This is a genomic window from Micromonospora eburnea (assembly GCF_900090225.1).
In the GTDB taxonomy this organism is placed as follows: domain Bacteria; phylum Actinomycetota; class Actinomycetes; order Mycobacteriales; family Micromonosporaceae; genus Micromonospora; species Micromonospora eburnea.
Genome location: NZ_FMHY01000002.1, coordinates 4,090,767 through 4,115,028, shown reverse-complemented (window position 1 = coordinate 4,115,028; position 24,262 = coordinate 4,090,767). Strand labels below are relative to the sequence as shown.

General features: G+C 71.3%; 18 protein-coding genes and 1 pseudogene. 15 read left to right on the top strand and 4 right to left on the bottom strand.

Annotation, left to right across the window (positions count from 1 at the left end):
• Nucleotides 1-452: 452 nt before the first annotated feature.
• Nucleotides 453-1,058, top strand: coding sequence for a hypothetical protein (locus GA0070604_RS18315; RefSeq protein ID WP_141721329.1), 606 nt, complete (start codon nucleotides 453-455; stop codon nucleotides 1,056-1,058).
• Between the two features lie 84 nt (nucleotides 1,059-1,142).
• Here the strand turns inward: GA0070604_RS18315 and GA0070604_RS18310 are convergent, their stop codons facing one another.
• The gene (locus GA0070604_RS18310) at nucleotides 1,143-4,070 is read right to left on the bottom strand and encodes an AfsR/SARP family transcriptional regulator (protein WP_244161979.1); all 2,928 of its coding nucleotides are present in this window, start codon (nucleotides 4,068-4,070) and stop codon (nucleotides 1,143-1,145) included.
• A 163-nt stretch (nucleotides 4,071-4,233) separates the two neighbouring features.
• Here GA0070604_RS18310 and GA0070604_RS18305 point away from each other — a divergent pair, with 163 nt between their 5' ends.
• Entirely contained in the window at nucleotides 4,234-5,484 is a 1,251-nt protein-coding gene (locus tag GA0070604_RS18305) for an NRAMP family divalent metal transporter (protein ID WP_244161978.1), read from the top strand.
• Between the two features lie 45 nt (nucleotides 5,485-5,529).
• On the opposite strand, the gene GA0070604_RS18300 is transcribed toward GA0070604_RS18305, so the two are convergent.
• Entirely contained in the window at nucleotides 5,530-7,077 is a 1,548-nt protein-coding gene (locus tag GA0070604_RS18300) for a dolichyl-phosphate-mannose--protein mannosyltransferase (protein ID WP_091119544.1), read from the bottom strand.
• Between the two features lie 73 nt (nucleotides 7,078-7,150).
• Here GA0070604_RS18300 and GA0070604_RS18295 point away from each other — a divergent pair, with 73 nt between their 5' ends.
• On the top strand, nucleotides 7,151-7,402 hold the full coding sequence (locus tag GA0070604_RS18295; protein ID WP_091119541.1) for a hypothetical protein: 252 nt from the start codon (nucleotides 7,151-7,153) through the stop codon (nucleotides 7,400-7,402).
• Between the two features lie 17 nt (nucleotides 7,403-7,419).
• On the opposite strand, the gene GA0070604_RS18290 is transcribed toward GA0070604_RS18295, so the two are convergent.
• The gene (locus GA0070604_RS18290; protein WP_091119537.1) at nucleotides 7,420-8,217 is read right to left on the bottom strand and encodes an SAM-dependent methyltransferase; all 798 of its coding nucleotides are present in this window, start codon (nucleotides 8,215-8,217) and stop codon (nucleotides 7,420-7,422) included.
• Between the two features lie 336 nt (nucleotides 8,218-8,553).
• On the opposite strand from GA0070604_RS18290, the gene GA0070604_RS18285 reads away from it, so the two are divergent.
• The 9 genes and pseudogenes from GA0070604_RS18285 to GA0070604_RS18245 all read left to right on the top strand — a co-directional run bounded on the left by GA0070604_RS18285 (nucleotide 8,554) and on the right by GA0070604_RS18245 (nucleotide 17,146).
• Nucleotides 8,554-9,225 (top strand): FadR/GntR family transcriptional regulator, encoded by a 672-nt coding sequence (locus tag GA0070604_RS18285; RefSeq protein ID WP_091119533.1) that lies wholly within the window; start codon nucleotides 8,554-8,556, stop codon nucleotides 9,223-9,225.
• Nucleotides 9,222-10,067 (top strand): ABC transporter ATP-binding protein, encoded by an 846-nt coding sequence (locus tag GA0070604_RS18280; protein WP_091119529.1) that lies wholly within the window; start codon nucleotides 9,222-9,224, stop codon nucleotides 10,065-10,067. The genes GA0070604_RS18285 and GA0070604_RS18280 overlap by 4 nt, the downstream gene beginning before the upstream one ends.
• Nucleotides 10,068-10,531: 464 nt before the next feature.
• On the top strand, nucleotides 10,532-11,443 hold the full coding sequence (locus GA0070604_RS18275; protein ID WP_091119526.1) for a ribokinase: 912 nt from the start codon (nucleotides 10,532-10,534) through the stop codon (nucleotides 11,441-11,443).
• A gap of 27 nt (nucleotides 11,444-11,470) precedes the next feature.
• Nucleotides 11,471-12,424, top strand: a pseudogene (locus GA0070604_RS18270) (ABC transporter permease); the annotation flags it as partial.
• A gap of 100 nt (nucleotides 12,425-12,524) precedes the next feature.
• The gene (locus tag GA0070604_RS18265) at nucleotides 12,525-13,541 is read left to right on the top strand and encodes a substrate-binding domain-containing protein (RefSeq protein WP_091119519.1); all 1,017 of its coding nucleotides are present in this window, start codon (nucleotides 12,525-12,527) and stop codon (nucleotides 13,539-13,541) included.
• A gap of 4 nt (nucleotides 13,542-13,545) precedes the next feature.
• Complete coding sequence (locus GA0070604_RS18260; RefSeq protein WP_091119515.1) at nucleotides 13,546-15,090, top strand: sugar ABC transporter ATP-binding protein; 1,545 nt, start codon at nucleotides 13,546-13,548, stop codon at nucleotides 15,088-15,090.
• Complete coding sequence (gene rbsD, locus GA0070604_RS18255; RefSeq protein ID WP_091119511.1) at nucleotides 15,087-15,542, top strand: D-ribose pyranase; 456 nt, start codon at nucleotides 15,087-15,089, stop codon at nucleotides 15,540-15,542. The genes GA0070604_RS18260 and rbsD overlap by 4 nt, the downstream gene beginning before the upstream one ends.
• 45 nt (nucleotides 15,543-15,587) lie before the next feature.
• Nucleotides 15,588-16,295 carry a deoxyribose-phosphate aldolase gene (gene deoC / locus GA0070604_RS18250; protein WP_091119508.1) on the top strand — a complete coding sequence of 236 codons (708 nt, stop codon included), beginning with the start codon at nucleotides 15,588-15,590 and terminating at the stop codon, nucleotides 16,293-16,295.
• Nucleotides 16,296-16,378: 83 nt separating this feature from the next.
• Nucleotides 16,379-17,146, top strand: a complete 768-nt coding sequence (locus tag GA0070604_RS18245; RefSeq protein ID WP_091119505.1) for a GntR family transcriptional regulator — start codon at nucleotides 16,379-16,381, stop codon at nucleotides 17,144-17,146.
• 60 nt (nucleotides 17,147-17,206) lie between these two features.
• On the opposite strand, the gene GA0070604_RS32495 is transcribed toward GA0070604_RS18245, so the two are convergent.
• On the bottom strand, nucleotides 17,207-17,362 hold the full coding sequence (locus tag GA0070604_RS32495) for a hypothetical protein (RefSeq protein ID WP_208602103.1): 156 nt from the start codon (nucleotides 17,360-17,362) through the stop codon (nucleotides 17,207-17,209).
• Between the two features lie 380 nt (nucleotides 17,363-17,742).
• On the opposite strand from GA0070604_RS32495, the gene GA0070604_RS18240 reads away from it, so the two are divergent.
• The 3 genes from GA0070604_RS18240 to GA0070604_RS18230 are packed head-to-tail and all read left to right on the top strand — an operon-like array spanning nucleotide 17,743 to nucleotide 24,184.
• Nucleotides 17,743-18,399, top strand: coding sequence for a hypothetical protein (locus GA0070604_RS18240; RefSeq protein WP_141721328.1), 657 nt, complete (start codon nucleotides 17,743-17,745; stop codon nucleotides 18,397-18,399).
• Entirely contained in the window at nucleotides 18,396-19,190 is a 795-nt protein-coding gene (locus tag GA0070604_RS18235; RefSeq protein ID WP_091119498.1) for a HoxN/HupN/NixA family nickel/cobalt transporter, read from the top strand. Before GA0070604_RS18240 ends, GA0070604_RS18235 begins: the two co-directional genes overlap by 4 nt.
• Before the next feature lie 14 nt (nucleotides 19,191-19,204).
• Nucleotides 19,205-24,184 (top strand): carbohydrate-binding protein, encoded by a 4,980-nt coding sequence (locus tag GA0070604_RS18230; protein ID WP_141721327.1) that lies wholly within the window; start codon nucleotides 19,205-19,207, stop codon nucleotides 24,182-24,184.
• The last annotated feature ends 78 nt before the right edge of the window (nucleotides 24,185-24,262 follow it).

Below are 24,262 nucleotides of genomic sequence, written 5' to 3'. Positions count from 1 at the left end.
GTGTCCTTCGGCGACCATTGATCGATCGAACCGGATTTGAGCATTACTTGAGGCGTCGCGCCCGGAAGGGTGTGGCCGGGCTGGTGGCACAACCACGGCGGGGACTATCTATGTGAAAGCGACATATTCCGAGCGGCGCTCATTGACGTTCCGTGAGCATGCTCCCCGACCTGGTTGACGATCCATGCGGCCTGCCGGCCGGTGTTGGGGGCCGGCCGGGGCCTGAAGGTGAACCCGCCGAAGCGACAGAGGCGATCCATGCATGGGCATGCAGCTTCACCAGCCTGTTCCGTGGCCGCATCCGCTTCACGTGGTCCGACGCCGTGCGCGGGGCGTGTCGGGCGTGGGCTCCCCACCGGCGGCGTCAGCGCCGTATCAGTGCCGTTCCAGCCCGTGCCGCGATGGTGGGTGGTGGCGACCGGGTCACCCGGTCACGAACAACGGGAGGGAACATGATTCGCAGGACGGGCGTGCGCTGGACCGCGCTCGCCGTACTCGCCGCCGTGGTGCTGTCGGCGCCGGGTACGGCCAACGCCCAGGACGACAAACCGGTGCCGCCGAAGGGCACCGACTGCCCGGTCGAGAGCGTCGACGACAAGGGCAACGTCACCATCACCTATGTGCCCGAAGGCACCACGTACCTGCTGTTCCACTGCCAGGGTGGGGAGTGGCACTTCGGGTGGTACCCCTTCGACTCCCCGATCATGGCGACCACCGACGTGATCACCGTGGACGGCCGTGGCGGGGTCAGGGTCGACGAGGCGGTGATCGACGGACGGGCGGGGGACATCCGGGCCGGCGAGGTCAAGTACATCCTCGACGCGGTCGGCGTGCCCGACCCGTACGAACCGGACCAGGCCGTCGTGCGTTCCGAAGACGGCAAGGAGCTCTACACCACCACGGAGCTGACCGAGAAGACGACCATTGCCGACCTCGCCGACAAGGCCGGCACCGAGGTTCCCACGGTGGAGTTCTCGAACCGCAAGAGGCCGAAGTTCACCATCACCTTCAAGTGCAAGTTGTTCCCGCCGTGGTGCTCGATCATCATCCGGTGGTGAGGTCCGGCTGACGGCGGACCGCCGACGGCAACCCGACCGACGGTCGATCCGGTGTGAACGCCGGGTCGGCCGCCGGCCTTCCGGTCACCCGGCGGCGGACCCGCCGGGCGCGGTCGGCCGGCCCGATGCCGGGCCCGCCGCTCCGGCGCCCGACAGAGTGGCATCGGAGCACCCGACGCCGGCCAGCCTCGTCCGGATGCCCTCGGCGTCGGGATGCGCGAGCCCGTCGAGAATGGACAGGGCCTCCTGCCAGACCCGCCGGGCGGCCCGCCGGTCGCCGACGTCGTCGTGGATCTCGCCGAGGTCGGCGAGGCTGAGCGCCACGTTGTACGGGTCGGCAAGCTGGCGATACAGGTCGATGGCCCGGTGGTAGCAGCCGACGGCCCGCTCCGGGGCACCGAGATGGCGGTAGGCGTAGCCCAGGCTGTCCCAGGTCGCCGCCTGGCCGTTCCGGTCGTCGAGCCCGCGGAACAGGTCGAGGGCCGACGTGCAGTAGGTGACCGCCCGCCGGTGGTCGCCCAGCAGGCCGTGGCACCAGCCGATGGCGTTGAGGTGCCGCGCCTGGGTGGCGGCGTCGCCCGTGTCCCGGGCGAGGCGATAGGCGTGCTCCGCGTGCGCGAGCGCGTCGGCCGGCCGGCCCTCCCGTTCCGCCAGCCAGGTCAGGCTGTCGAGCACGAGCGCCTGGCTGATCCGATCATCGACGCCGCCGAACAGCTCCAGGGCGGCGAGCAGATGCGGGTGGGCCTCGTCGAACCTGCCGGACCGGGTGTAGCCGAGACCGAGACCGTGTTCGGCGTTGGCCTGACCGAGCGGGTCGGCCAGGCGACGGGCGGCGACCAGCGCGTCGTGGTGGACGGCGATCTGGTCGTGCCAGTGGCCCTGGCGGACGAGGAAGGTGCTGAGGGTCCAGGCCAGTTTCCAGGCGTGGTCGTCGTGCCCGGCCTGGGCGGCCTGCCGCGCGGTGGCGAGAAGCACCCCGTACTCGGCCAAGTACCAGCCCAGCGCGGCTTCCGGGTCGGTGATGCTCCCGACCGTGACACCGGCCGGTGCCGCGTCCAGTGGGATCGGGGCTCGGATGACGTCCAGGAGCCGGGCGGCGGCGTGCCCGGTGTGCAGGTAGTGGTCGAAAAGTCGGCAGATCGCGGCGTCCCGGTCGTGCCGGTCGTCCACGCCGTGGGCCCGCTCCAGGGCGTAGGCCCGGAGCAGGTCGTGGAACGCGTACCGGCCGGGGGTGGTCTCGGCGAGCAGGTGCATGCCGGTCAGCTCGGCCAGCAGCGCGTACGCCCGGCGCAGTGGCACGCCGGCCAGGCTGGCCGCGGCCGGGGGCGCGAGGTCCGGGCCGGCGTGCAGGCCGATCAGCCGGAACAGCCGCGCGGCGTCGTCGCTCAACGCCCGGTACGACCACGAGAAGACGGCCCGGACGTCGGTGGACGGGTCCCCGCCGGTCAGGGCGTCCAGCACCGGCGTGGCGGCACGCAGCTCGGCGGCGAGCGCCGCGAGCGAGAGACACGGTCGGGTGGCGGCCCGGGCGGCGGCGACGGCCAGCGCGAGGGGCAGCCGCGCGCAGCGGGCGATGATGTCCGCCACCGCCCCCGGCTCGGCCGCGACCCGATCGGCCCCGAGCCGGCGGACCAGCAACTCCCGGGACTGCGGCGCGGACAGCAGGTCCAGGGGCACCGGGTGGGCGCCCTCGACCGCCACCAGCGGGATCAGCTCGCTGCGGCTGGTCACCACGACGAGACATCCGGGTGTGCCGGGCAGCAGTGGTCGGACCTGTTCGACGTCGCGGGCGTTGTCCAGGAGGACCAACATCCGCCGGCCGGCCAGCGTGGAGCGGTAGAGCGCGGCCTGATCGGCCAGGCCGTCCGGGATCCGCTCGGCCGGGACGCCGAGCGCGTCGAGGAACGAACGGAGCGCCGCCGCCGGCGACACCAGCGCCCCGGCGGGGTCGAAGCCGCGCAGGTTCACGTACAACTGCCCGTCGGGGAACCGGCCCGCGACCCGGTGCGCCCACTGTACGGCGAGGGCCGTCTTGCCGACTCCCGCGGTCCCCGACACCACGGTGATCACCACCGTCGGCGACCTTCCGGCCTCCTCGGCGAGTACGGCGTCCAGCAGGGCGAGCTCGCCGACCCGACCACTGAAGGTGGGCAGGGCCAGGGGCAACTGTGCGGGTGCCGCCCGCGACGGCGCGGCGGGCCCGGGGCCCGCGCCGGTGACCTGGGCCGGGACCGGCGACGGGTCGAGGCTGTCGTCGTGCCGCAGGATCGCGGCTTCGAGCCGGCGCAGCGTGGGACCGGGGTCGGTGCCCAGTTCGTCGCCGAGGACCCGCCGGAACCGCTGGTACGCGGCGAGCGCGTCGGTGGGGCGACCGGCGCGGTACAGCGCGAGCATCAGTTGACCCCGGAGGTCCTCGTGGTAGGGGTGTTGCCTGGTCAGCCGCTCCAGTTCGGGTACGAGCTGTGCGTGTTCGCCCAGGGCGAGGCGGGCCTCGACGAGCGCGTGCACGGCGTCCAGCCGGAGTGTCGTCAACCATTGCGCCTGTTCGTCGAGCCAGGTCAGGCCGGCGACGTCGGTCAGGGGCCGGCCGCGCCACAGCGCGAGCGCCGCCCGCAGCCGGGAGGCGGCCGTGGCGGGGTCGGCCGAGCACCGGGCCTGCCGGATCAGCCCGCTGGCGACCTGGAGGTCGGTGCCCTCGGCTCCGACGTCCAGCAGGTAGCCGGGCGGCCGGGCCACGATCGTGGTGCCCAGGCCGATCGTCCGGCGCAGGTAGGAGACGTGGCTCTGGAGGGTGTTGACCGCCGTCGCCGGTGGCTTGCCGTCCCAGGTCACCTGAATGACGCGGACGACGCTGACCGGTTGCCCCGGCTGGAGGGCCAGGGCGGCGAGCACGGCCTTCCGCCGTAGCCCGGGCACCGGGCGCGGCCTGCCGTTCACCGTGACGTCCACCGGGCCGAGTAGCCGCACCTGCACGGCGCCCTCAGCCGCGGGTGGTCTCCGATCCGGCGGCACGCCGATGACGGTAGCCCTCGAAGTGTCGGGCGGGGCCCGACGAGTCGGACCCCCGACAGCCCGCCGGGCGCGGCGTTTGGGGCACGAAGCGCGGTTACGGCCGGTGACGTGTGGTTTGGGCGACGGGAATGTTTGTCCACCCGCCTGGTGGGAACCGAGCGACGTGACCGCCCCGCCCAGTTCGCCGCAGCACGGTGGCGGGCGCGGGCGGCTGCTCGTGCTGACCGCAGGGTTGGGCAACGGCCTGGTGGCCGCCGTGTCCGACGTCGATCCCACCACCGTGGGCACCATGTCCGTGATCGGCTCCACCACCGGTTACTCCCTGGCGTGGTTGACCGTCCTGCTGATTCCCCTGGTGGCGGGAGTGCTGACCATCGCCTCGCGGATCAGCGTCGTCACGGGCCACGACCTGCAACGTCTGGTCGTCCTGCGGTACGGCCGCCCGGCGCGGCTGCTGCTGCTCGTGTCGATCGTCGCGGTGAACCTGTTCACCCTGGCCGCCGACGTCGCCGCCGGCGGTGCCGCGCTGGAACTGCTCACCGGCATCGGCTGGCGGATCTGGACCCTGCCGTTGGCCGCCGCGGTCCTCGTACTGCTGCTCGCCGGGGCCTTTCACAAGGTGCAGCGGCTGTTGCAGTACGTCATGCTCGTGTTGATCGCCTTCGGCGTCGCCGCCGTCCTCGCCCGCCCCGACTGGCACGCCGTAGCCCGCGGCACGCTCGTCCCCACCCTGCCACTCGACAGGCTCCACATCACCTCCGCCCTCGCCCTGCTGGGCACCACCCTCACCAGCTACGTCTACGTCTGGCAGTCGATCTCCCACGCGGAGGAGCGCCCACCGATCTCCCGGCTGCGTTTCCAGGCCGTCCAGTCGACCGCGGCCGTCGTGGTGGCCGTGGCGATCTTCTGGTTCATCCAGGTCGCCACCGCCGCCACCCTCGGTCGCGAGGGCACCCGGGTCGAGACCTCGGAGCAGGCCGCCCGCGCCCTCGAACCCGTCGCCGGGCCCGGGGCCGCGTACCTGTTCGCCATCGGCATGCTCGCCTCCACCCTGCTGGCCCTGCCCATCCTGGCCGCCTCCACCGGATACATCGTCGGCGCCGAGTTCGGCTGGCGTCGCGGCCTGTCCCAGCCCGCCCGTCAGGCACTCCGCTTCTACCTGGTGCTCGCGCTCACCCTCGCGCTCAGTGTCGCCGCCGTGCTGTCCGGGGTCGACCCGATCCGGCTGTTGTTTCTCGCCAGCCTCGCCGGCGGGATAGGCACCCCCATCTCGCTGGCCTTTCTGATCAAGCTCGCCCGCGACCCCAGGGTGATGGGCGGGCACCGCATCCCCGGCTGGCTCGCCGCAGCCGGGTGGGGCCTCACCGCCGCCATCACCGCCATCGGCGTGGTGTTCCTCGCGACCGGCGCGTGACCGACCGGACGGCTCGACGGTGTGCGCCCCGGGGCGGCCGCATCGTTACGTCCAGCGGCTGCCCAGCCACATCCGGGCCGCCCACTCGGCGTACGTGATGGTCTTCCCGACATAGATCGGATAGAAGTACGCGAAGCAGGCCGCGACCAGCAGCACGTACAGGCCGGCGGTGATCGCGCCGATCATCCGGCGGTCGCCTCCGCTGTCCCCGCCGCCGACCGCGACGCCGGTCGTGACCGGAGAACGGGCCGGCGTCATGATCGCGCCGAGCACGTAGACCACGGCGAGGATCAGGAAGGGCTCCGCGGGGAGGGCGTAGAAGTAGAACATCGTGCGGTTGTCGACGGCCGCGAAGTAGAACCAGGGCAACAACCCGGCGACGACGCCCACCCCGATCGAGCCCGCCCGCCAGTCGCGCCGAGCGATGCCGAACCAGACCAGCGCCCCCAGGGCAGGGATGAACGACCACCACAGCACCGGCGTGCCGAGCAGCAGGATCTCCCTGGCGGGGGCCGGCCCGGCACACTCGCCGCCGCACCAGAAGTCGAACGCGACCGGTCGACCGAGCAGCAGCCACTGCCACGGCCACGACTGGTATGGATGTGGATCCTGCAACCCGGTATGGAACCCCAGCGCCTCCTGGTGGTAGTGCCACAGGTTCCGCAACGCGCCGATGACGGGCGTCTCCCGCTGGCCGGTGTCGCGCAGCCAGTGGCGGAAGTAGCCGTCGTCGCTGCCGAACCACCCGGCCCAGCTGGCCAGGTAGACCGCGCAGACAAGGACCCCGCCGAGCACCAGCCAACCGATCTCGTCGAGCAGCCCGCCGCGCCACGGGCGCCGTACGCCGGCGGAGCGTCGGGTCTGGGCCTCCCAGTAGAGCATCAGCGCGGCGAACGCGACGACATACCACACGCCGCTCCATTTGACCGCGCACGCGCAGCCGAGCAGGACGAAGGTGGCCAGCCGCCACCAGGGCACGGCGAACCGGGGGCGACCCGCGCGTGCGCCCTGGCCGGGGCCGTCCTCCAGCGTCCGCGACCACCGGCGTCGCCGGGCGTCGCGGTCGAGGACCAGGGTGCCGAAGGCGGCAAGGACGAAGAACATCAGGAAGATGTCGAGCAGCGCCGACCGGGAGAGCACCAGATGCATGCCGTCCAGCGCCATCAGCAGGCCCGCGGCGCAGCCGAGCGCGGTGGACCCGAACATCCGTCGGGCCACCCGGACGAGGATGAGGACCGACGCGGTGCCGGTGACCGCGGCCGCGATACGCCAGCCGAACTCGTTGTAGCCGAAGAGCCACTCGCCGAGCGCGATCATCCACTTGCCGAGCGGCGGGTGCACGACGTACCCCGCGGTGTTGTTCTTCTCGTCCCACTCGATCCCGCGGGTGAGCAGGTTGTACGCGTCGGTGGCGTAGTAGCGTTCGTCGAAGATCTTGCCCTTCGGCCCGGCGAGGTCGACCAGGCGCAGGACGGCCGCGATCACCACCACCGCCGCGGTGGCCACCCACGAGTAGCGGTCTCCGCGAGGATCGAACGGGGTCAGGCGTTGCCGCGCGACGTTCGGCAACGCTTCAGCCGGCGACAGGGACATACCCAGGTACGAAGGCGATGATCATACTGGGGAGTGACGTGAACACTGCGGCTCTCCTCCTACCGTCCACCGCGTGAAGAAGACATTTGCGGGCGTCGGGGTGCTGCTCGGGCTCTATCTGATCGCTCGTGCCATCGCCGAGCCGTTCGTGATCGACATGACCGACCCCGCCAGCTACCGGCTGGACTGGGGCGGCCCGAGTCTGGCCGGGGTGCTGGCGGTGCACTGCGGGCCGGGCGTGGTCTCCGCGGCGCTGATCGGGCGGGGGGTGCGTTCGTGGTGGCGAGGCCGGCCGGCGACCAGACCCGCCCGGTACGGCGAGTGAGCGGAGCGGCACGACGATTAGGGCTTGCGGGCGACGGCGCCGTACGCGTCGATGCCCTTGTCCGCGGGGTCGTCGGAGTGCCACAGCGGAATGGGCACCAGGCCGGGCTCCACCATCGTGAGCCCCGTGAAGCAGGTGGCGAGCTCGTCCGGACTGCGTAGAATGTACGGGACGCCGCCGCTCTCCGCCAGCCGTTCGGCACCGGTGACCACCGCGGGGCTGGTGTCGGTGCCGTCCCACAACACCAGGTAGCTGCCGGACGTGGTGGCGTCCATCGTCCGCCGGACGATCGAGCGCACCACGTCCAGGTCCGGCTCGTAGCCCATCACGCCCATGAACATCACGGCGATCGGCTGGTCGAAGTCCAGCGTCCGCGCCGCCTCGGCGAGGATCGCCTCCGGGTCGTGGTAGTCGGCGGGCACGTAGGTGGTGACGCCCTCGGAGGTCGTGCTGGTCAGCAGGGCCCGGGCGTGCACGAGGACCATCGGGTCGTTGTCCACGTAGACGATCCGTGACTCGGGCGCGACCTGCTGGGCGACCGCGTGGGTGTTCTGCATGGTGGGCAGACCGGTGCCGATGTCCAGGAACTGCCGGATGCCCGCCTCGGCGGCCAGGAAGCGCACGGCCCGCACCAGGAACCGGCGGGACTGCTGCGCCATGACGACGATCTCCGGGTAGACCTCGGCGACGGCGTCACCGGCCGCCCGGTCGGCCTGGAAGTTGTCCTTGCCGCCCATCCAGTAGTTCCAGATCCGCGCCGCGTGCGGCACGTCGGACTGGATCTTTGCGGCGAGTTCGGCATCCGGGCCGGCCATGCCAGGCTCCTATCGGGAGGATCGTGGGCCACTGTGCTACGACCGGCATCGTACCCGCGTCGGGTCCACTGTCGACCCCCGTCGGCCGGCCCGTACGGGTACGTCCCGGCGCGGCTACGCCGTGGGTCGCAGGTCGACTTGTCCGATACTCCGGGCCGGCGGGCTCCACCTCGACGGGCCCGGGTCGGCCGCCGGTGATGCTCGTTGGCAGCGCGGAGCGTACGAGCCCGACCATCAGGTGGCTGCACCTGTTGTGGACGTTCACTGGGAGGGTAGACTCCTCAGACAAGTTGAGGAGTTCAGCGCGAGGTACCGAGGCGGGAGAAGAGGCTGACGATGCCTCCGTTGGTTCAGCGGCACCCGCTTGCCGCACAGACTGCGGATGTCCTGCTGGCACACGTCCGTGCCGGCACGTGGCCGCTGGGGCACAAACTCCCCGGTGAGACGACACTGGCGGCGCGGCTGGGCGTCGGGCGGTCGACCCTGCGAGAGGCCATCCGTGAGCTTGCCGGTAAGGGTGTGCTCGACTCCCGGCAGGGGTCGGGCGTGTTCGTCACCGCGCTCGACGTCGCCGAGGACCGGGCGGCGGTGCTACGTCGTGCGTCCGTTGTCGCGGTCATCGAGGCGCGGATCGCGGTCGAGGCCGAGGCTGCCGCGCTGGCGGCCGAACGGCGTACCCCGGTGGACCTCCGTGCGATCCGACGGGCGTTGGCCCAGCGGTCGGCGGGCGAGCGACGCGTCGAGGAACACGTCGACGCCGACATGGCATTCCATCGTGCGGTCATCGTCGCGGCGCACAACGACGTGCTGACCGAGTTGTTCGACAGCTTCGTCCCACGCATCCACGTGGCCATGGTCGACATGTTGCGGGCGCACCCGCTGGCCTCGCCCGAGGCGGACCAGATGGCGCACCGGGCGCTCGTCGAGGCGATCGCCCATCGTGACCCGCAGTCCGCCGCGCACTGCAGCCGGTCTCACCTGAGCGCCCTGAAGCGGGCACTCGCGTGATTCTCGACGGGGCGGGCTCGGAGCCGGTGCTGGAACTGAGCGACGTGACCTTCCGGAGGGCGGACAAGGAGATTCTCCGGGGGATCACCTTCACGGTCAGGGCCGGCGAACACTGGGCGCTTCTCGGCCCCAACGGGGCGGGCAAGAGCACCATCCTCGGTCTCTGCGGGGCGGTCAACCATCCGACCTCGGGCACCGTGCGGGTTCTGGGTGAGCGACTCGGCCGCGTCGAGCTGCAAGCGTTACGCCGGATGATCGGGCACGTCAACCCGCGCCATCCGCTGCGCTCACCCCTGACGGTCCGCGAGGTGGTCCTCACCGGGATCACGGGCACGACCGAGACGCCGCCGCGCTGGCGGGCCCGACCGGATCAGGTCGACAAGGCCGACGCGCTCATCGGCGCGGTGGGGCTGAGCGGAAAGGCCGATGAGCGCTGGCCTACGCTTTCCCAGGGGGAACGAGGCCGGACCCTCATCGCTCGCGCGCTCGTCAACGAGCCGCGGCTCCTTCTGCTGGACGAGCCGGCCACGGGCCTGGACGTCGCCGCCCGTGAGCAGCTTCTCGACACCATCGACATGCTGGACGAGACCCATCCTCGGATCGCGTCGATCCTGGTCACCCACCACCTCGAAGAGCTGCCGGCCACGACCACACACGCGCTGCTGGTGGCGGCGGGCCTCGTCGTGGCGGCGGGGCCGGCGCGCGCCACGGTGACGACGGAGAACGTTTCCGCCTCCTTCGACCACCCCATCGAGGTGCACGAGGATGGCGGACGGTGGCTCGCCCGCACGGCGCGGGCACGGCGTCGAGACTTCGTGACATTCAGCGCGGCAGGTGGGTGAGGTTCCTCCGGTCTGGGCGCCGCCTGGGGGTGCGGGGCCGCGCTGACGCCTGACCCGGCCGGCCGGAGACGCTGACCTCCTTGACGGGCCTGGATGCCCGAGTGTCGACCGAGGGGCTCAACCCCCGGATTCGTAGCCGCGGCAACGGCTTTGGTCGCCCTCTCCACAATGCCCGTCCAAAGTGGTGTGCCGCCGTCGGCCCTTCGCGCCGGGTCGACGCCCCGGCGGCGTCCGGCCGGGCCCGGGGCGGAGTGTGCGGGTGGGGGACCGGCCGGCGTGGGTCCCGGGTACGGGCCGAGGGGCCGACCGGCGAACTGGTCATAACATCCCGAAACCGGCCTGCCGGTGGCCACGGGGTTGCGAAAATATTTCGACTCGATGCCCGGCAGGCTATTGACACGGGCGGCCAGCGGTTCCTACGGTCCCTCCAGTTGTACATGGTTGTCCATGAACATGAGGCCAGGATGAAGATTGCAGTGGTCGGCAGCTACGGCGCCGGGCTCACCATGCGGGTGCCCCGGGTGCCGGTCGCCGGGGAAACGCTGTCCGGGGGCGTGTTCGCCTCCGGACACGGGGGCAAGGGCTCGAACCAGGCCGTGGCGGCAGCCCGGCTGGGCGCGCGGGTCAGCCTGCTGACGGCCGTGGGGCGGGACCAGTTCGGTGCCGCCGCGTACGAGCTGTGGGCGCGGGAGGGCGTCGACGCCACCGGAGTGCGCACCACGGAGGCGGCCACCATGGTCGGGTTCATCCTCGTCGACACCGACGGGGAGAACCGGATCGCCATCGCCCCCGGCGCACTGGACGAGCTGTCCCCGGCCGACGTCGAGGGCTTCGCCGACCGCATCGCCGAGGCCGACCTGGTGGTGGTCTCGCTGGAGATCCCGCTGCCGGTCGCCCTCGCCGCCCTGCGTACCGCCCACCGGCGCGGCGTGCGTACGCTGCTCAACCCCGCTCCGGCCGTCGCGCTGCCCGACGAGGCGTGGGCCTGGATCGACGTGGTGACACCCAACGCCAGCGAGGCGCGGGTGCTCACCGGCCGTGCCCCCGAGGACCCGGCCACCGGCGACGAACTGGTGGAGCTGATCCGCACCCGCTACGCCGGGACGATCGTGCTCACCCTCGGTGCCGACGGAGCTCTCATCGACCACGACGGAGAGCGGGTACGCGTCGATCCGGTCACCGTCCCCCACGTCGTCGACACCACCGGCGCCGGCGACGCCTTCACCGGCGCCCTCGCCGTGGCCCTGGCCCGCGGCGACGCCCTCACCGACGCGGTCCGCTTCGCGGCCGCGGCCGGCGCGCACGCCGTCGGCATCGCCGAGGTGATCCCCGCCCTGCCGTACCCGGACGACGTTGCGGCCCTGCTGAGGAAGTGAGACCCGATGGCCCAGACGACCGCCCCCGTGGCGCCTTCCGTTGAGAGGCTCGCCGACCCCGGCGTCCGCTCTCCGCTGCACCGCTTCCTGCACGCCCGGGAAGCCAGCACGTTCCTCGCCCTCGTCGTGCTGTTCGCCCTGGGCGCACTGGTCGCCCCGGGCTTCGTGGGCGCGAACAACTTCCTGACCGTCGGCCAGCAGATCGCCCAGATCGGCATCATGGCCGTCGGCGTCACCTTCGTCATCATCAACGCCGAGATCGACCTGTCGGTCGGCTCGATCTACGGCCTCGGCGCCGTCGTCTGCGGACTGCTCATGACCTCGGACGTCGCCTGGCCGCTCGCCGCCTTGTGCGGCATCGCCGCCGGTGCGGTCGCCGGCCTGCTCAACGGGCTGATGACCGTCGGCTTCGGCATTCCGTCGTTCATCGTCACCCTGGGCACGCTGAGCGTCTACCGGGGCGTGACTCTGCTGCTCAGCGGCGGCTCGCCGATCTCGCTGTCGGCCAAGGACCCCGGCGTGGCCGAGTTCAACCTGCTCGGCCAGGGCAAGCTGTTCGGCCTCGTACCGATGCAGCTGGTCATCTTCGCCCTGGTCGCCGTCGTCGGCGCGATCGTGCTGTCCCGCTCCCGCTACGGCTTCAACACCTACGCGGTCGGCGGCAGCGCCGAGGCCGCCCGGCTGTGCGGCATCAGCACCGGCCGGGTCAAGGTCGCCGCGTTCACCCTCTCCGGCACGCTCGCCGGCCTGGCCGGCGTGCTCGGCCTGTCCTTCCTGTCCTACGTGCAGGGCGTCACCGGCACCGGGATGGAGCTGACCGCCATCTCCGCCGTGATCATCGGTGGCGCGGCCCTGTTCGGCGGCTCCGGCACCATGCTCGGCACCGTCATCGGCGTCGCCTTCATCGGCGTCCTGCAGAACATCCTCAACCTGCGCGGCATCTCCTCGTTCTGGCAGACCGTGGCGACCGGCGCGGTGATCATCCTCGCCGTGGCCGCCGACACCTGGCTACGCAGGCGATCAGGACGACGCTGACCCCCCCCGCTACACCCCCCCACACACACCGCAAGGAGCCCCCCGAATGAAGCTCTCCCTCCGGCGACGGATCGCCGTCGTCGCCACCCTCGGCCTCGCCCTGGCGGGCAACGCCGCCTGCGGCGCGGTGACCCCGGCCAGCACCGCCACCGCGGACGGCGGCTTCAAGCTCGCCGACTACATCAAGAAGGCCGTCGAGAAGGGCGAACCGCTCAAGATCAAGCTGAGCTACCACGACCCGTCGCTGGCCTTCGCCGTGCCGATCCGCCAGGGCATGGAGCGCGGAGCCAAGGAGTTCGGCATCGACGCCCAGATGATCGGCCCGTCCGGCGGCAACCCCGCCGACCAGGTCGCCGAGCTGCAAACCCTGATCAACCAGAAGCAGATCCACGGCCTGGCCGTCTCCTCGTCCAGCAACGACGCCCTGAAGCCGGTCATCGCCCAGGCGTACGACGCGGGCATTCCCATCATCTCGTTCAACACCAACAACCCGGAGTCCAAGCAGATGGGCTTCGTCGGTCAGGACCTGGTGGCCTCCGGGCGGTCCCTGGCCAAGGAACTGCTCGGTGTGCTCAACGGCAAGACCGGCAAGGTGGTGGTCACCTCCGTCGACTCCGGCGCCGGCTGGTCCAACGACCGGTTCACCGGCTTCCAGGAGGGTGTGAAGGACTCCGGCCTGCAGATCGTCGGGCCGGTGAACACCGGCAACGAGCCCAGCGCCGCCTACAACACCATCGAGTCGACGATGGCCGCCCAGAAGGACGCCATCGCCCTGGTCTCCCTCGACTGCTGCAGCTTTACCGCCGGGGCCAAGTGGCTCCAGCAGTCCGGCAACGCCGGGAAGATCCACTCTGTGGGCTTCGACGTGCAGCCGCAGACCGTCGAGTACCTCAAGTCCGGCGTGCTCGACCTGACCATCAGCCAGGCCCCGGCCGAGCAGGGCTACCAGGCCGTCAAGCTGCTGGCCGAGTACCTGAAGAACGGCACCGAGATCAAGAGCGTCGACACCGGCGTACTCGTCGTCACCCCCGCCACCGTCGACGACGTGCCGGTGGAGGGCTGAGCCGATGACCAGCCCGGCCACGATCGCCGCCCCGACGACGGCCGCCGTCGAGGTGACAGGTCTGTCGAGACACTTCGGCGCCGTCCGTGCCCTGCAGGACGTCACCCTGAGCGTCCCCGCCGGCAGCCTCACCGCCGTGATGGGGGAGAACGGCGCCGGCAAGTCGACACTCATGAAGATCCTGGCCGGGCTGGACTCGCCCACCAGCGGCACGGTGCGGGTGGCCGGCGAGGAGGTCCGCCGGTTCCACCCGGCCACCCTGCTCAGCCGCCACCAGGTCGCCCTGGTGCCGCAGGAGCTGGCCCTGGCCCAGGACCGCACCGTCGCCGAGAACATCATGCTCGGCGCCGAGCCCGGCTCCCGCCCGTTCCCCGACCGCCGCCGCATCGACGAGCGGGCCGCCGAACTGCTGGACCGGCTCGGCCTGCGGGTCGACCCGCGCGACGCCGTACGCCACCTCGACGCCGCCTCGCAGCAACTCGTCGTCGTCGCCCGCTCCCTGGCCCGCCAGGCGCGGGTGGTGATCTTCGACGAGCCGACGTCGATCCTGTCGCCGGCCGAGTCGGACCGGCTGTTCGGGGTCATCCGGTCGTTGCAGGCCGACGGCGTCACCATGCTGTACGTCTCGCACCGGATGCCCGAGGTCTTCGCGCTGTCCCAGCACATCCACGTGCTGCGCGACGGACGGCACGTGGGTGACTGGCCCACCGCGCAGGTCACCCCCGACGAGGTGGTCTCGGCCATGGTCGGCCGGGAACTGGCCGCCGAATTCGCCCGGCACGACACGCCCCCGCCCGCCGCGACGGCCACCCCCCGGCTGCGGATGCGCGCCGTCTCCGGGGCCGGGTTCACCGGCGTCGATCTCGACGTCGCGCCCGGCGAGGTGGTCGGCGTGGCCGGCCTGCCCGACAGCGGCCGGATCGAACTGCTGCGCGGCATCTTCGGCGCCGACCCGGTCACCGGCGGCGAGCTGTCACTCGACGGCGAACGGTTCACCGCCCGCGCGCCGCGCGACGCCATCCGCGCCCGCGTCGCGTACCTGCCGGGGGAGCGCCGCCAGCAGGGCATCCTGCCGACGATGAGCGTCGCCGACAACGTCAACATCCTGACGCTCGGCCGGCGGCAGCGACTCGGCCTGCTGCGCCGCGGGGCGCTGCGCCGCGACGCCGAGTCCCGCGCCCGCGACCTGCGGGTGAAGACCTCCACCACCGCGCAGGGCATCACCCAGCTCTCCGGCGGCAACCAGCAGAAGGCCCTCCTCGCCCGCTGGCTGTCCATCGAGCCCCGGCTGATGCTGCTCGACGAACCCACCCGCGGCGTCGACGTCGGCGCCAAGGCTGAGATCTACCGGCTGTTCCGCACCCTGACCGAGACCGGCGTGTCGATCGTCGTCTCCTCCTCGGACCTGCCCGAGCTGCTGACCGTCAGCGACCGGATCGCCGTCATGGCCGCCGGACGCCTGGTCGGCGTGCTCTCGGCGGCCGAGGCCACCGAGGAGAGGGTCATGGCGCTGGCCACCGGCGCACACACCATGAAGGAGAACGCATGAAACGCAAGGGTCTGCTCAACGCCGAGCTGTCCGGGGCGCTCGCCACACTCGGCCACACCGACCTCCTGCTCGTGGTCGACGCCGGCTTCCCGATCCCGCGTACCGCGCACCGCATCGACCTGGCCATCGCCGAGGACCTGCCCGCGCTGACCACCGTGCTGGACCTCGTCGCCGACGAGATCATCGTCGAGGGCGTCGTGGTCGCCGAGGACGTCACCACCCACAACCGGCCGCTCGCGGACTGGCTGGGGCAGCGGTTCCCGGGCGTGCCGCTGACCACCCGGCAGCACACCGAGATGCTCGGCGAACTCGCCCACCAGGCGAAGGCGATCGTGCGGACCGGCGCCTTCAACCCGTGGGGCAACGTCGGACTGATCTGCGGCGTGGACGTGCCGCGCTGGTTCGACGAGCCCGGAGTGATCGTCCCCGACTACTACCGGGACCGGATGTAGGTCGCGGCAACCACCGCACCCGACGTAGCAACCTTGGAGAAAAACGTGAGCACTGCCATCCAGTCCGACGTCGACCTCACCCCCGAGACGTTGGCCCCCTACATCCAGCACACCCTCATCGACGTCGGGATCACCCGGGACCAGATCGTCGCGCACGCCGAGGAGACCATCCGGTACGGCTTCAACGCCGCGATGGTGCCCGGCTCCTGGGTTTCCGAGGTCGCCGAGGTGCTGCGCGGCACCGGCATCGCGGTCGCCTCGGCGCTGGACTTCCCGACGGTCGGCGTGACCACCAGCGCCGGCAAGGCCGCCGAGGCGGAGAGCCTGGTCCGGGCCGGCGCCACCCAGATCGACATCGGCGTGCAGATCGGCTGGCTCAAGAGCGGCCGGTACGACGCGTTCCGCGACGACATCGCGGGCGTGGTCAAGGCGGCCGGCGTCCCGATCAAGGTCATGCTGGAGCTGCCGCTGCTCACGCCGGAGGAGCGGGAGGCCGCCGTCGAGCTGTCCATCGAGGCCGGTGCCGCGTTCCTCAAGAACTCCAGCAGCGGCGCGGTCGAGATCGCCAACCCCGACAGCGTCGCCTACCTGGTGGCCCGTGCCCCAGAAGGCGTACAGGTCAAGGCCTCCGGCGGAATCAAGTCCTTCGAGCAGGCCGTGTCCCTGCTGCGCGCCGGGGCGGTGCTGCTCGGCACCAGCGCCGGAGTGGCTATCGTCACCAACAAGGCCGACGAGCACACCACCAGCTACTGATTCGTCCGTCGCCCCTCGACACCAGCGCCCGGTGGCCGCACCACCACCGACGTCGAGGGGCGACGGGCCCTCCGGAAGGCGCCATGTCCGACCAGTCAAGCCCCCACGAAACGACCGAGCGGCTGGACCGCGACGCCCCGGCGCCGCTGCACGCCCAGGTGTCCGAGCAGATCCGCGCCAGGATCGTGACGGGCGAATGGCCGCCGCACTACCGGCTGCGCAGCGAGCCCGAACTCGCCGCCGAACTGAAGATCTCCCGGGGTACGCTGCGTCGGGCGCTGTCCACACTGATCCGTGACGGCCTGCTCGTGCAGGTACGCGGGCGCGGCACCTTCGTCACATCGACCGCGATCGAGCCGTCCATCGCGCAGAAGTTGACCACCCTGTCGGAGGACTTCGCCCGGCAGGGCGTCTCGTACACCACCCAGGTGGTCACGCACCGCGTGACGGCCGCCCCGCCGCCGTTGGCCACGCTGCTCGACCTGCGGCCCGGCCAGCCGGTGCTGTGCCTGGAGCGGCTGCGGTCCACCTCCACCGGGCCGGTGGCCTGGCTGGTCAACTATGTCCGTACCGACCTGGCCCCCGGCCTGGAGCAGGCGGACCTGACCGACCGTTCCCTGTTCGGCGTGCTGGAGAACGACTACGGGCTGAAGATCACCACCGGTCGGCGGACCTTCACCGCCACCGCCGCCACCGGCCGGGTCGCCGAAGCGCTCGGTGTGCCGGTGGGTTTCCCGCTGCTGTATCTGGAGCAGATCACCTACCTCGACGACGGCCGCGCGATCGAGTACTCCGACGTGTGGATCCACAGCGAGCGGATGCGGGTCACCTCCCTGCTCACCCGCCGCTGAACCGCTGCCCGGGCGGTGTGGCCGGGCGCGCGTCACGCGACGCTCGCCCGGCCACCTCACTCACCTCGGGCTTGCCGCGAACCGTTCGCCGTCGAACTCGTGCACGCGTACGGTCGTGACCGCGCCGACCTCGGCCCTGGCGCCGCGTACGAGCCCGGGCACGCCTGCCGGAGTCTCGACGAGCACGCCGAACGGCAGGACCTTGGTCACGGTCACGGTGACAACATCGCCGCCTCGCATCGGGGTAGTCATTGAGCCTCACCCCCTTTCGACCATCGGGGTGATTCGAGGTGGCGGCGGCGCGCGTCGCGATCCTCCCGGTCTCGTGCGACTGACGCGGCGCCGGGATCCACCCGGACATCACACCGAAGACGGTAGCACCGGTCGGTCCGGGGCCGAGGCCCGATTGATCAACTAACTGTTCACGTTGATGTTCACTGCTGCTGGCTGGTGAACGCCGTGGTGTTCTCGAACGCTCGACAGGCTCAGCTCCGGTCGCGTCTTCCGCGCGGCGCAGGTACCGACAGACCGGAGCGTTGGTCTTGGCCCCACACAGACGTCGTCCTCGGCGTGGACCGGCGAGCGGCCTCGCGGTGGTGGTGGCGTTCGTCGCGGCGGTGCTCGCCGCGCCCACCCCGGCGGGAGCGCACCCGTTCGGTGCGCCACAGACCGTGGCCATCGCGGCCGACCGGGACCGGCCCGAGGTCGTACACGTGCGGTGGCAGGTCGGCGGCCTCGACGACCTGACCCTGCTCGGGGTCGCGCTCGGCCTGCTGCCGCAGGACCGGGTCATGCTCGACGGCGCCGTCTTCTTCGAGGACACGGACGCGGCGACGGTCGGGCCCTCCGACCGGTTCGCGGCCTACCTGTTGAAGCAGATCACGGTCGCCAGCGGCGGACGACCGTGCACGGGCTCCGTCGAGCCGCCGGTCGACCTCGCCAGGACGGGGGCGAGCATCGACTACACCTGCCCCGCGCCGGTCGGCACGGCCACGGTCGGGGTACGGATGTTGACCGACCTCAACCCGGCGTACCAGACGTTGGCCACCGGCCCCGGCGGTGAACGCGCGGTGTACGGGTCGGGGGAGTTCTCGCACGACTGGATCCTCGGCGACGCACCGGCGACGGGCGGCACGAACCTCGGCCGCAGCGCGACTGTCCAGATCGGTGCCGTGGTCGGCGGCGGGCTGCTCGTCGCGATCGCCGTGCTGCTGCTGTCCCGGCGGCTGAGGCCACGGCGAGCCGTGTCATGACCGCCGTCCTCGTCGTCGACGTCGCGTCCGTTTCGGACCGGTTGCAGAGCCTGATCCACTCACCGGGCGTGCCGCCGCTGGCGTTTTTGCTCGCGTTCGTCGCCGGCGCCGGCCACGCGGTGGCGCCGGGTCACGGCAAGAGCCTGGCCGCTGCCTACCTCGTCGGGTCGCGCGGCCGGATCCGCGACGCCGCCTGGTTGGGCGGTTCGGTGGCGGTCATGCACACGCTCTCCGTGCTGGTGATCGGCGTGGCGTGGGCGTTCCTGTCCCTCTCGGACGTCATCCGGATGGAGCAGCTCACGAGCTGGCTGCAACTGGGCGCCGGCCTGCTCGTGCTGGCGACCGGCCTCTGGCTGGTACGCCGGCACCTTCGCGTCGGCGCCGGCGGGCACGCCCACAGCCACGACCACCACCACCGGCACGGTCACGACCACCCGCACGGTCACGACCACGACGGGGGAAACCGGCCCGGCCTGCTCCTGCTCGGCGTCTCCGGTGGCCTCACCCCGTCGCCGGCCGCCTTTCTCGTGCTGGCGAGTGGGCTGTTCATCGGGCGCGCCGGCTTCGCGTTGCTGCTGGTCCTGGCGTTCGGTGTTGGCATGGCCGTCGTGTTGTTCGGGGTCGGGCTGCTCGCGGTCGCCGGCAGCTCGGCGGTCGTCCGCGGTGCCCGGTCGCGCACCGTCCTGCGACTGGCCACCCGCGTGGCCCCGGTACTCGCCGCCGCCGGCATCACGTTGTTCGGCGTCGGCCTGGTCGCGGTCGCCGCGATCCGCCTCGCCGCCGTCAGTTAAGGAGATATCGCACCATGACCCCTTTACCACCATCTGGCAGGGACGGCACCTGGGCGCGGCTGCTGACGGCCGTGCTGGCCGTCGCGCTCGTCGGCGGATCGACCGTCACGATCGCCCCCACCGTGGCCGGCGCGGTGCCGGCCGCCGGCAGCGCGCCGGTGCTCAACCTGAGTGACGGACAGACCCTGGAGGGCACGGTCGAGGTCAACGCCGAACCGGCCATCGAGGACGACTCGGTCGTCTCGTTGTCCGTCGACGGCCGCACCGTGGACGCCGAGCGGACCGCGGGCACCGCGCACTTCGGGTTCGACATGGGCGGCAACGGCACCGAGGCCCGGTACCACAACTACATCACGGTCAACGGCCACACCACCGAGGCAGAGCACATCTTCTTCCCGGACATTCCCGGTGGGCGCAGCGGCACCCTCGACTTTCCCGGCGCCTGGCTGCACACCGGGATCAACAAGATCACCGTACGCGCCGGATGGAACTGGGTGGACACCACCAACGCCAACGCCACCGGCGTGAACCAGTTGCCCAACGGGGAAGGACTGCGCTGCCCCAACTACGACGACTTCGCGCTGAGCAGCCTCAGCCTGAGCCTGCTCGGCGTCGTGGCCGACGGTGAGCAGAACAACTTCAGCTACACCTTCGGCGACGGCACCTGCGGCAGCTCGGCCCGCCTGTTGTCGCAGGACCTGACCTTCGTCGTCTCCGGCGAGCCCGGCAGCACCGCCGGGCTCGCCGCCGACCTGGACACCACCACGCTGTCCAACGGCACGCACACCGTCGCCGCGACCACGAGGTCCGGTGCCACGACCCAGGTCACCGTCCGGGTCAACAACGCGCCCGCCGGCGCACCGAAGGTGACCCCGGCCGACGGCGCACTCGTCCGCGGCACGCAGCCGGTGATCGCCGCCGGACGCGACGGCAGCGCCGGCGCCGTCGAGTCGCTGGCCGTCGACGACGACCCGGCGGAGAACGCCGAGACGCTCGCAGCGGGCACCGCGACGTTCGGCCTCACGATCGAGGCGGGCAACTCGCTCGAAGCGAAGTACCACAACTACCTGCTGGTCAACGGCAACCGCGTGGACCTCGGCGGCGACTACGGCGTCAGCGGCGCGGAAGACGTGACGCTGGAGTTTCCCCACCGGTACCTGCACCCCGGGGACAACGTCATCCAGGTCAAAACCGGCGACTACAACGGCACCCTGAACGGCAAGACCTGCGCGAACCACGACGACTTCAAGGTCACCCGCGCCTCGGTCAACCTCGCGCTCGGCACGGACGGAACGGTGACCACGGGTACGACGTACCTCCTCACCACTGACGGCGGTTCGGTGACGAAGGCGGCGACCACGGCCGCCTCGCTCGCGTTGGGTGACGGCACCTGCGGCCCCAACAAGGAGGCCGAGTTCCACTTCGACATCGCCGGGGCGCCGACGACGCGTACCGTCGAGACCCTTCGGGCCGGTGGCGACGCGCACCTGCGGGTGTTCGTCGGCGGCAACGGCAGCGACAACGGCTACGACAACCGGGTGCTGATCAACGGCATCCCGCTTAACCTCGGTATCTGGGAGAAGGAGGTCGCCGATCTCTCCTTCCCCAACGAGTGGCTCTCCCCGGGCGTCAACGTCGTCGAGTTCGTCGCCGGCAGCGACCACGGCAGCAGCAAGCCGGGCGGCTGCGACAACTACGACGACTACACGCTGCGGGACTTCGAACTCGTACCGCTGGACGGCGAGGCGACCCAGCTGACCCGGCAGATCGCCGGGACCACCGTCACGATCGGTTCGGCGAGCTACCCGGTCGGCCAGCCCGTGACCGTGTTCATCGGTGACGGCACCTGCGGCAGCAGCTTCAACGCCACGCTGACCAAGACCATCCTGTTCGACATCGCCGCCACGAACGGTGACCCGCTGCCCGCCCTCGGCCGGCGCGCGGACGTCGACACCGCCCAGCTCACGGACGGTGAACACAGCATCAAGGCCGTCGTCGGTGACAAGACCTCGACCCGGCGGTTCACCACCGACAACACCGCGCCCGTGGTCGCGAGCAGCGTCCCCGCCGAGGGCCAGAAGCTGACCTCGACCGTGGCGTTGGTCGTCGAGATCAAGGACGCGTCCGGTGTCGCCGGCACGCCGGTGATCACGCTGGACGGCAACCCGGTCGCCCAGGGCGACCAGATCGGCCACGGCCTGCCCGCCGGGGCGCACACGATCGCCGTCACCGCGACCGACACCCTCGGCAACTCGGCCACCCGGGAGATCCACTTCACCAGCGCCAACATCCCGGACGTCCCGACCGCGCTCAACGCGAACGTGACCGGCGCCAACGAGCCGTCCGCCGTGCTCTCGGCGACCATTCCCGCCGTGGACGGTGTACCGCTCACCGCCACGTTCACCAAGGCGGACATCGTCCTGCCCACCGCCGGCTACCAGGGCGAGGCGACCGCGGTGCCGACCACCCTCGACGTCGCGCACGACGCGGCGGTCAGGGTCGACTCGCTGCGCCCGCTCGACGGCCGGACCGTCGACACGCCGTCCGGCCGGGACGTGGTGTTCCAGCGGTACGACCTGAACGTGGGCAAGGCCGCCACGCCGACCCTGCGCTGGGAGGGCACCATCGATCCCGAGCGGGTCGTGGCGCTGCGCGTGTGGGACCCGGCCCACCAGAAGTGGGTCGTGCTCACCAGCTCCCGTGGTCAGGCCGAGCAGAACACCGTCCTGGCCGCTCCGCTGGGCGACGAGTACCGCGACGGCGGCACCGTGCACGTCATGGTCACCGGCGAGGATCCCTTCGCCGACGACCTGTCGCCGCGCGACTCCTCCGCCCAGAACGACAAGGACCGCTTCGAGGACCCCGGCTCCTACGACTTCGCGCTCGCGCACTTCACCGACACGCAGTACCTCACCGAGGGTGCGGCCGGCGGCACGTACGACAACTGGAACGGCAAGCAGGAGCCGTCGGACATCGAGACGGCCGAGGAGCAGGCGATCTGGGCGGCGGCGTACCGCGACACGACGCAGTGGATCGCCGACAACCAGGCCGGCCGCAAGATCGCGTACACCGCGCACACCGGCGACATCATCGAAAACGACTACTACGACCCGCTGGCGAAGAACCCGGACGGCTCGCTGCAACGGCCGGGCCTGAACGAGCAGGTCGACAAGGAGCTGGCGGCCGCCTCCAGCTACCAGAAGATCCTCGACGACAACGGCGTGGTGAACCAGGTCATCGCGGGTAACCACGACAACCAGCTCGGCGCCGAGAACGGACCCGACTCCCGGTTCAGCAGGAGCTTCAGCGCCGACCGGTACTACCGGGTGGCCAAGTCGTGGCCCGCGGGAACCGAATACCACGCGTGGGACGAGAAGACCAACGCCGACGGCACCGTGACGCCCGGCAAGGACAACCAGAACAACTACGTCCTGTTCTCGGCCGGCGGCCTGGACTTCGTCGCGGTCGGCCTGTCGTACGGCGTCACCGCGCAGGAGGCCAAGTGGGCCGACTCGATCTTCAAGCGGTACAAGGACCGCAACGGGATCCTGCTGTCGCACGACTACCTCAAGCCGTCGACCAACCCGGACGGCCGGGGAGCGGAGTTCTCCGCGCCCGACGGGTCGCCGCTCTACAAGCAGGTGGTCGAGAGTAACCCGAATGTCTTCCTGGTCCTCGCCGGCCACGAGCACGGTGTCGGCACCAACGTGCGGTCGAAGGTCGGCGTGACCGTCGCCCACGACGTGGTCGAGCTGCTGGCGGACTACCAGTTTTACACGGTGTCGGCCGGTGAACTCTGGCCCGACCTGGTGGACGGCAGCGGCAACATCGACCTCAACGGCGACGGCACCCCGGACCACAAGGCGGGCGACCGGCTCCAGTTCGGCGCGAGCTTCCTGCGCCTGCTGCAGTTCGATGTCGACCGCGCCGTGATGCACATCGACACGTACTCGCCGTTCCTCGACAACTTCGGGGCGACCGAGTATGATATCCGCCAGGACGGCAGCCAGACCAAGCCGCGCTACAACGGCGCGGAGGACAACCTGACCCTGCCGGTCGACCTGACCACGCGCAAGACGTCCTTCGCCACCGACTCGCTGGGGGCGTACGTACCGTCCGGCGTCATCGGCACCGACGAGGTGACGGCGAACGGGACGGCCACGGTGACCTGGTCGCGGCTCGCGCCGGCCACGTCGTACGGCTGGATCGTCGAGGCGAGGAGCGCCGACGGCGGCGTGGCGGCGGCCCAGCCGGCCGTCTTCCGTACCCGCAGGGGCGAGCCGACCGTGACGGCGACGGCCGCGCCGACCGAGTGGGGCACCGCGGCGACCGTGACGGTCAAGGTCACCGCGGGCAGTGCGCCGGTGACCGGCACCGTCGAACTGCGCGAGGGCAGCACGGTGCGCGGCTCGGTCACGCTGTCGGGCAGCACGGCGACCTTCCCGCTTCCGGTGGGTCTGGCCGCCGGCGACCACACGCTGACCGCGTCGTACTCGGGCAGCGACCAGCTCGACCCGGCCCAGGCCACCGTCACCGTGACCGTGAACCTGCCTCCGGAGTGGAGCGCGTCGACGCAGTACAAGGCCGATGCCAAGGTCAGCTACCAGGGCAGGCCGTACCTGGCCGCCTGGACGAGCAAGAACCAGCGCCCGGGCGACCCGAACGGTGCGTGGCAGGAGCTGGCCATGACCGAGGACGGCGCCACGGTCTGGACGGCGTCCCGGATCTTCAACGCCGGTGACGTCGTGACCTACCACGACAAGACGTTCCGCGCCCGCTGGTACGCCCGCAACCAGCAGCCCGGCGACCCGAACGGCCCCTGGGAGGAGATCGCGCCGCCAGCGCCGGGCAACGGCCCGGCGGCCTGGACCCCGACGACGGTTTACCACGCCGGCGACCGGGTGACGTACCAGAAGCGGGTGTACGAGGCGAAGTGGTACACCCGCAACCAGCAGCCGGGTGACCCGAACGGCCCCTGGAAGCTGATCGGCTGACGGGTGCGACCAGCGCCGGTCGGGACCGCACGGTCCCGGCCGGCGTGGTCGTCTCCTGACCGGTTCCCCACCTCATCG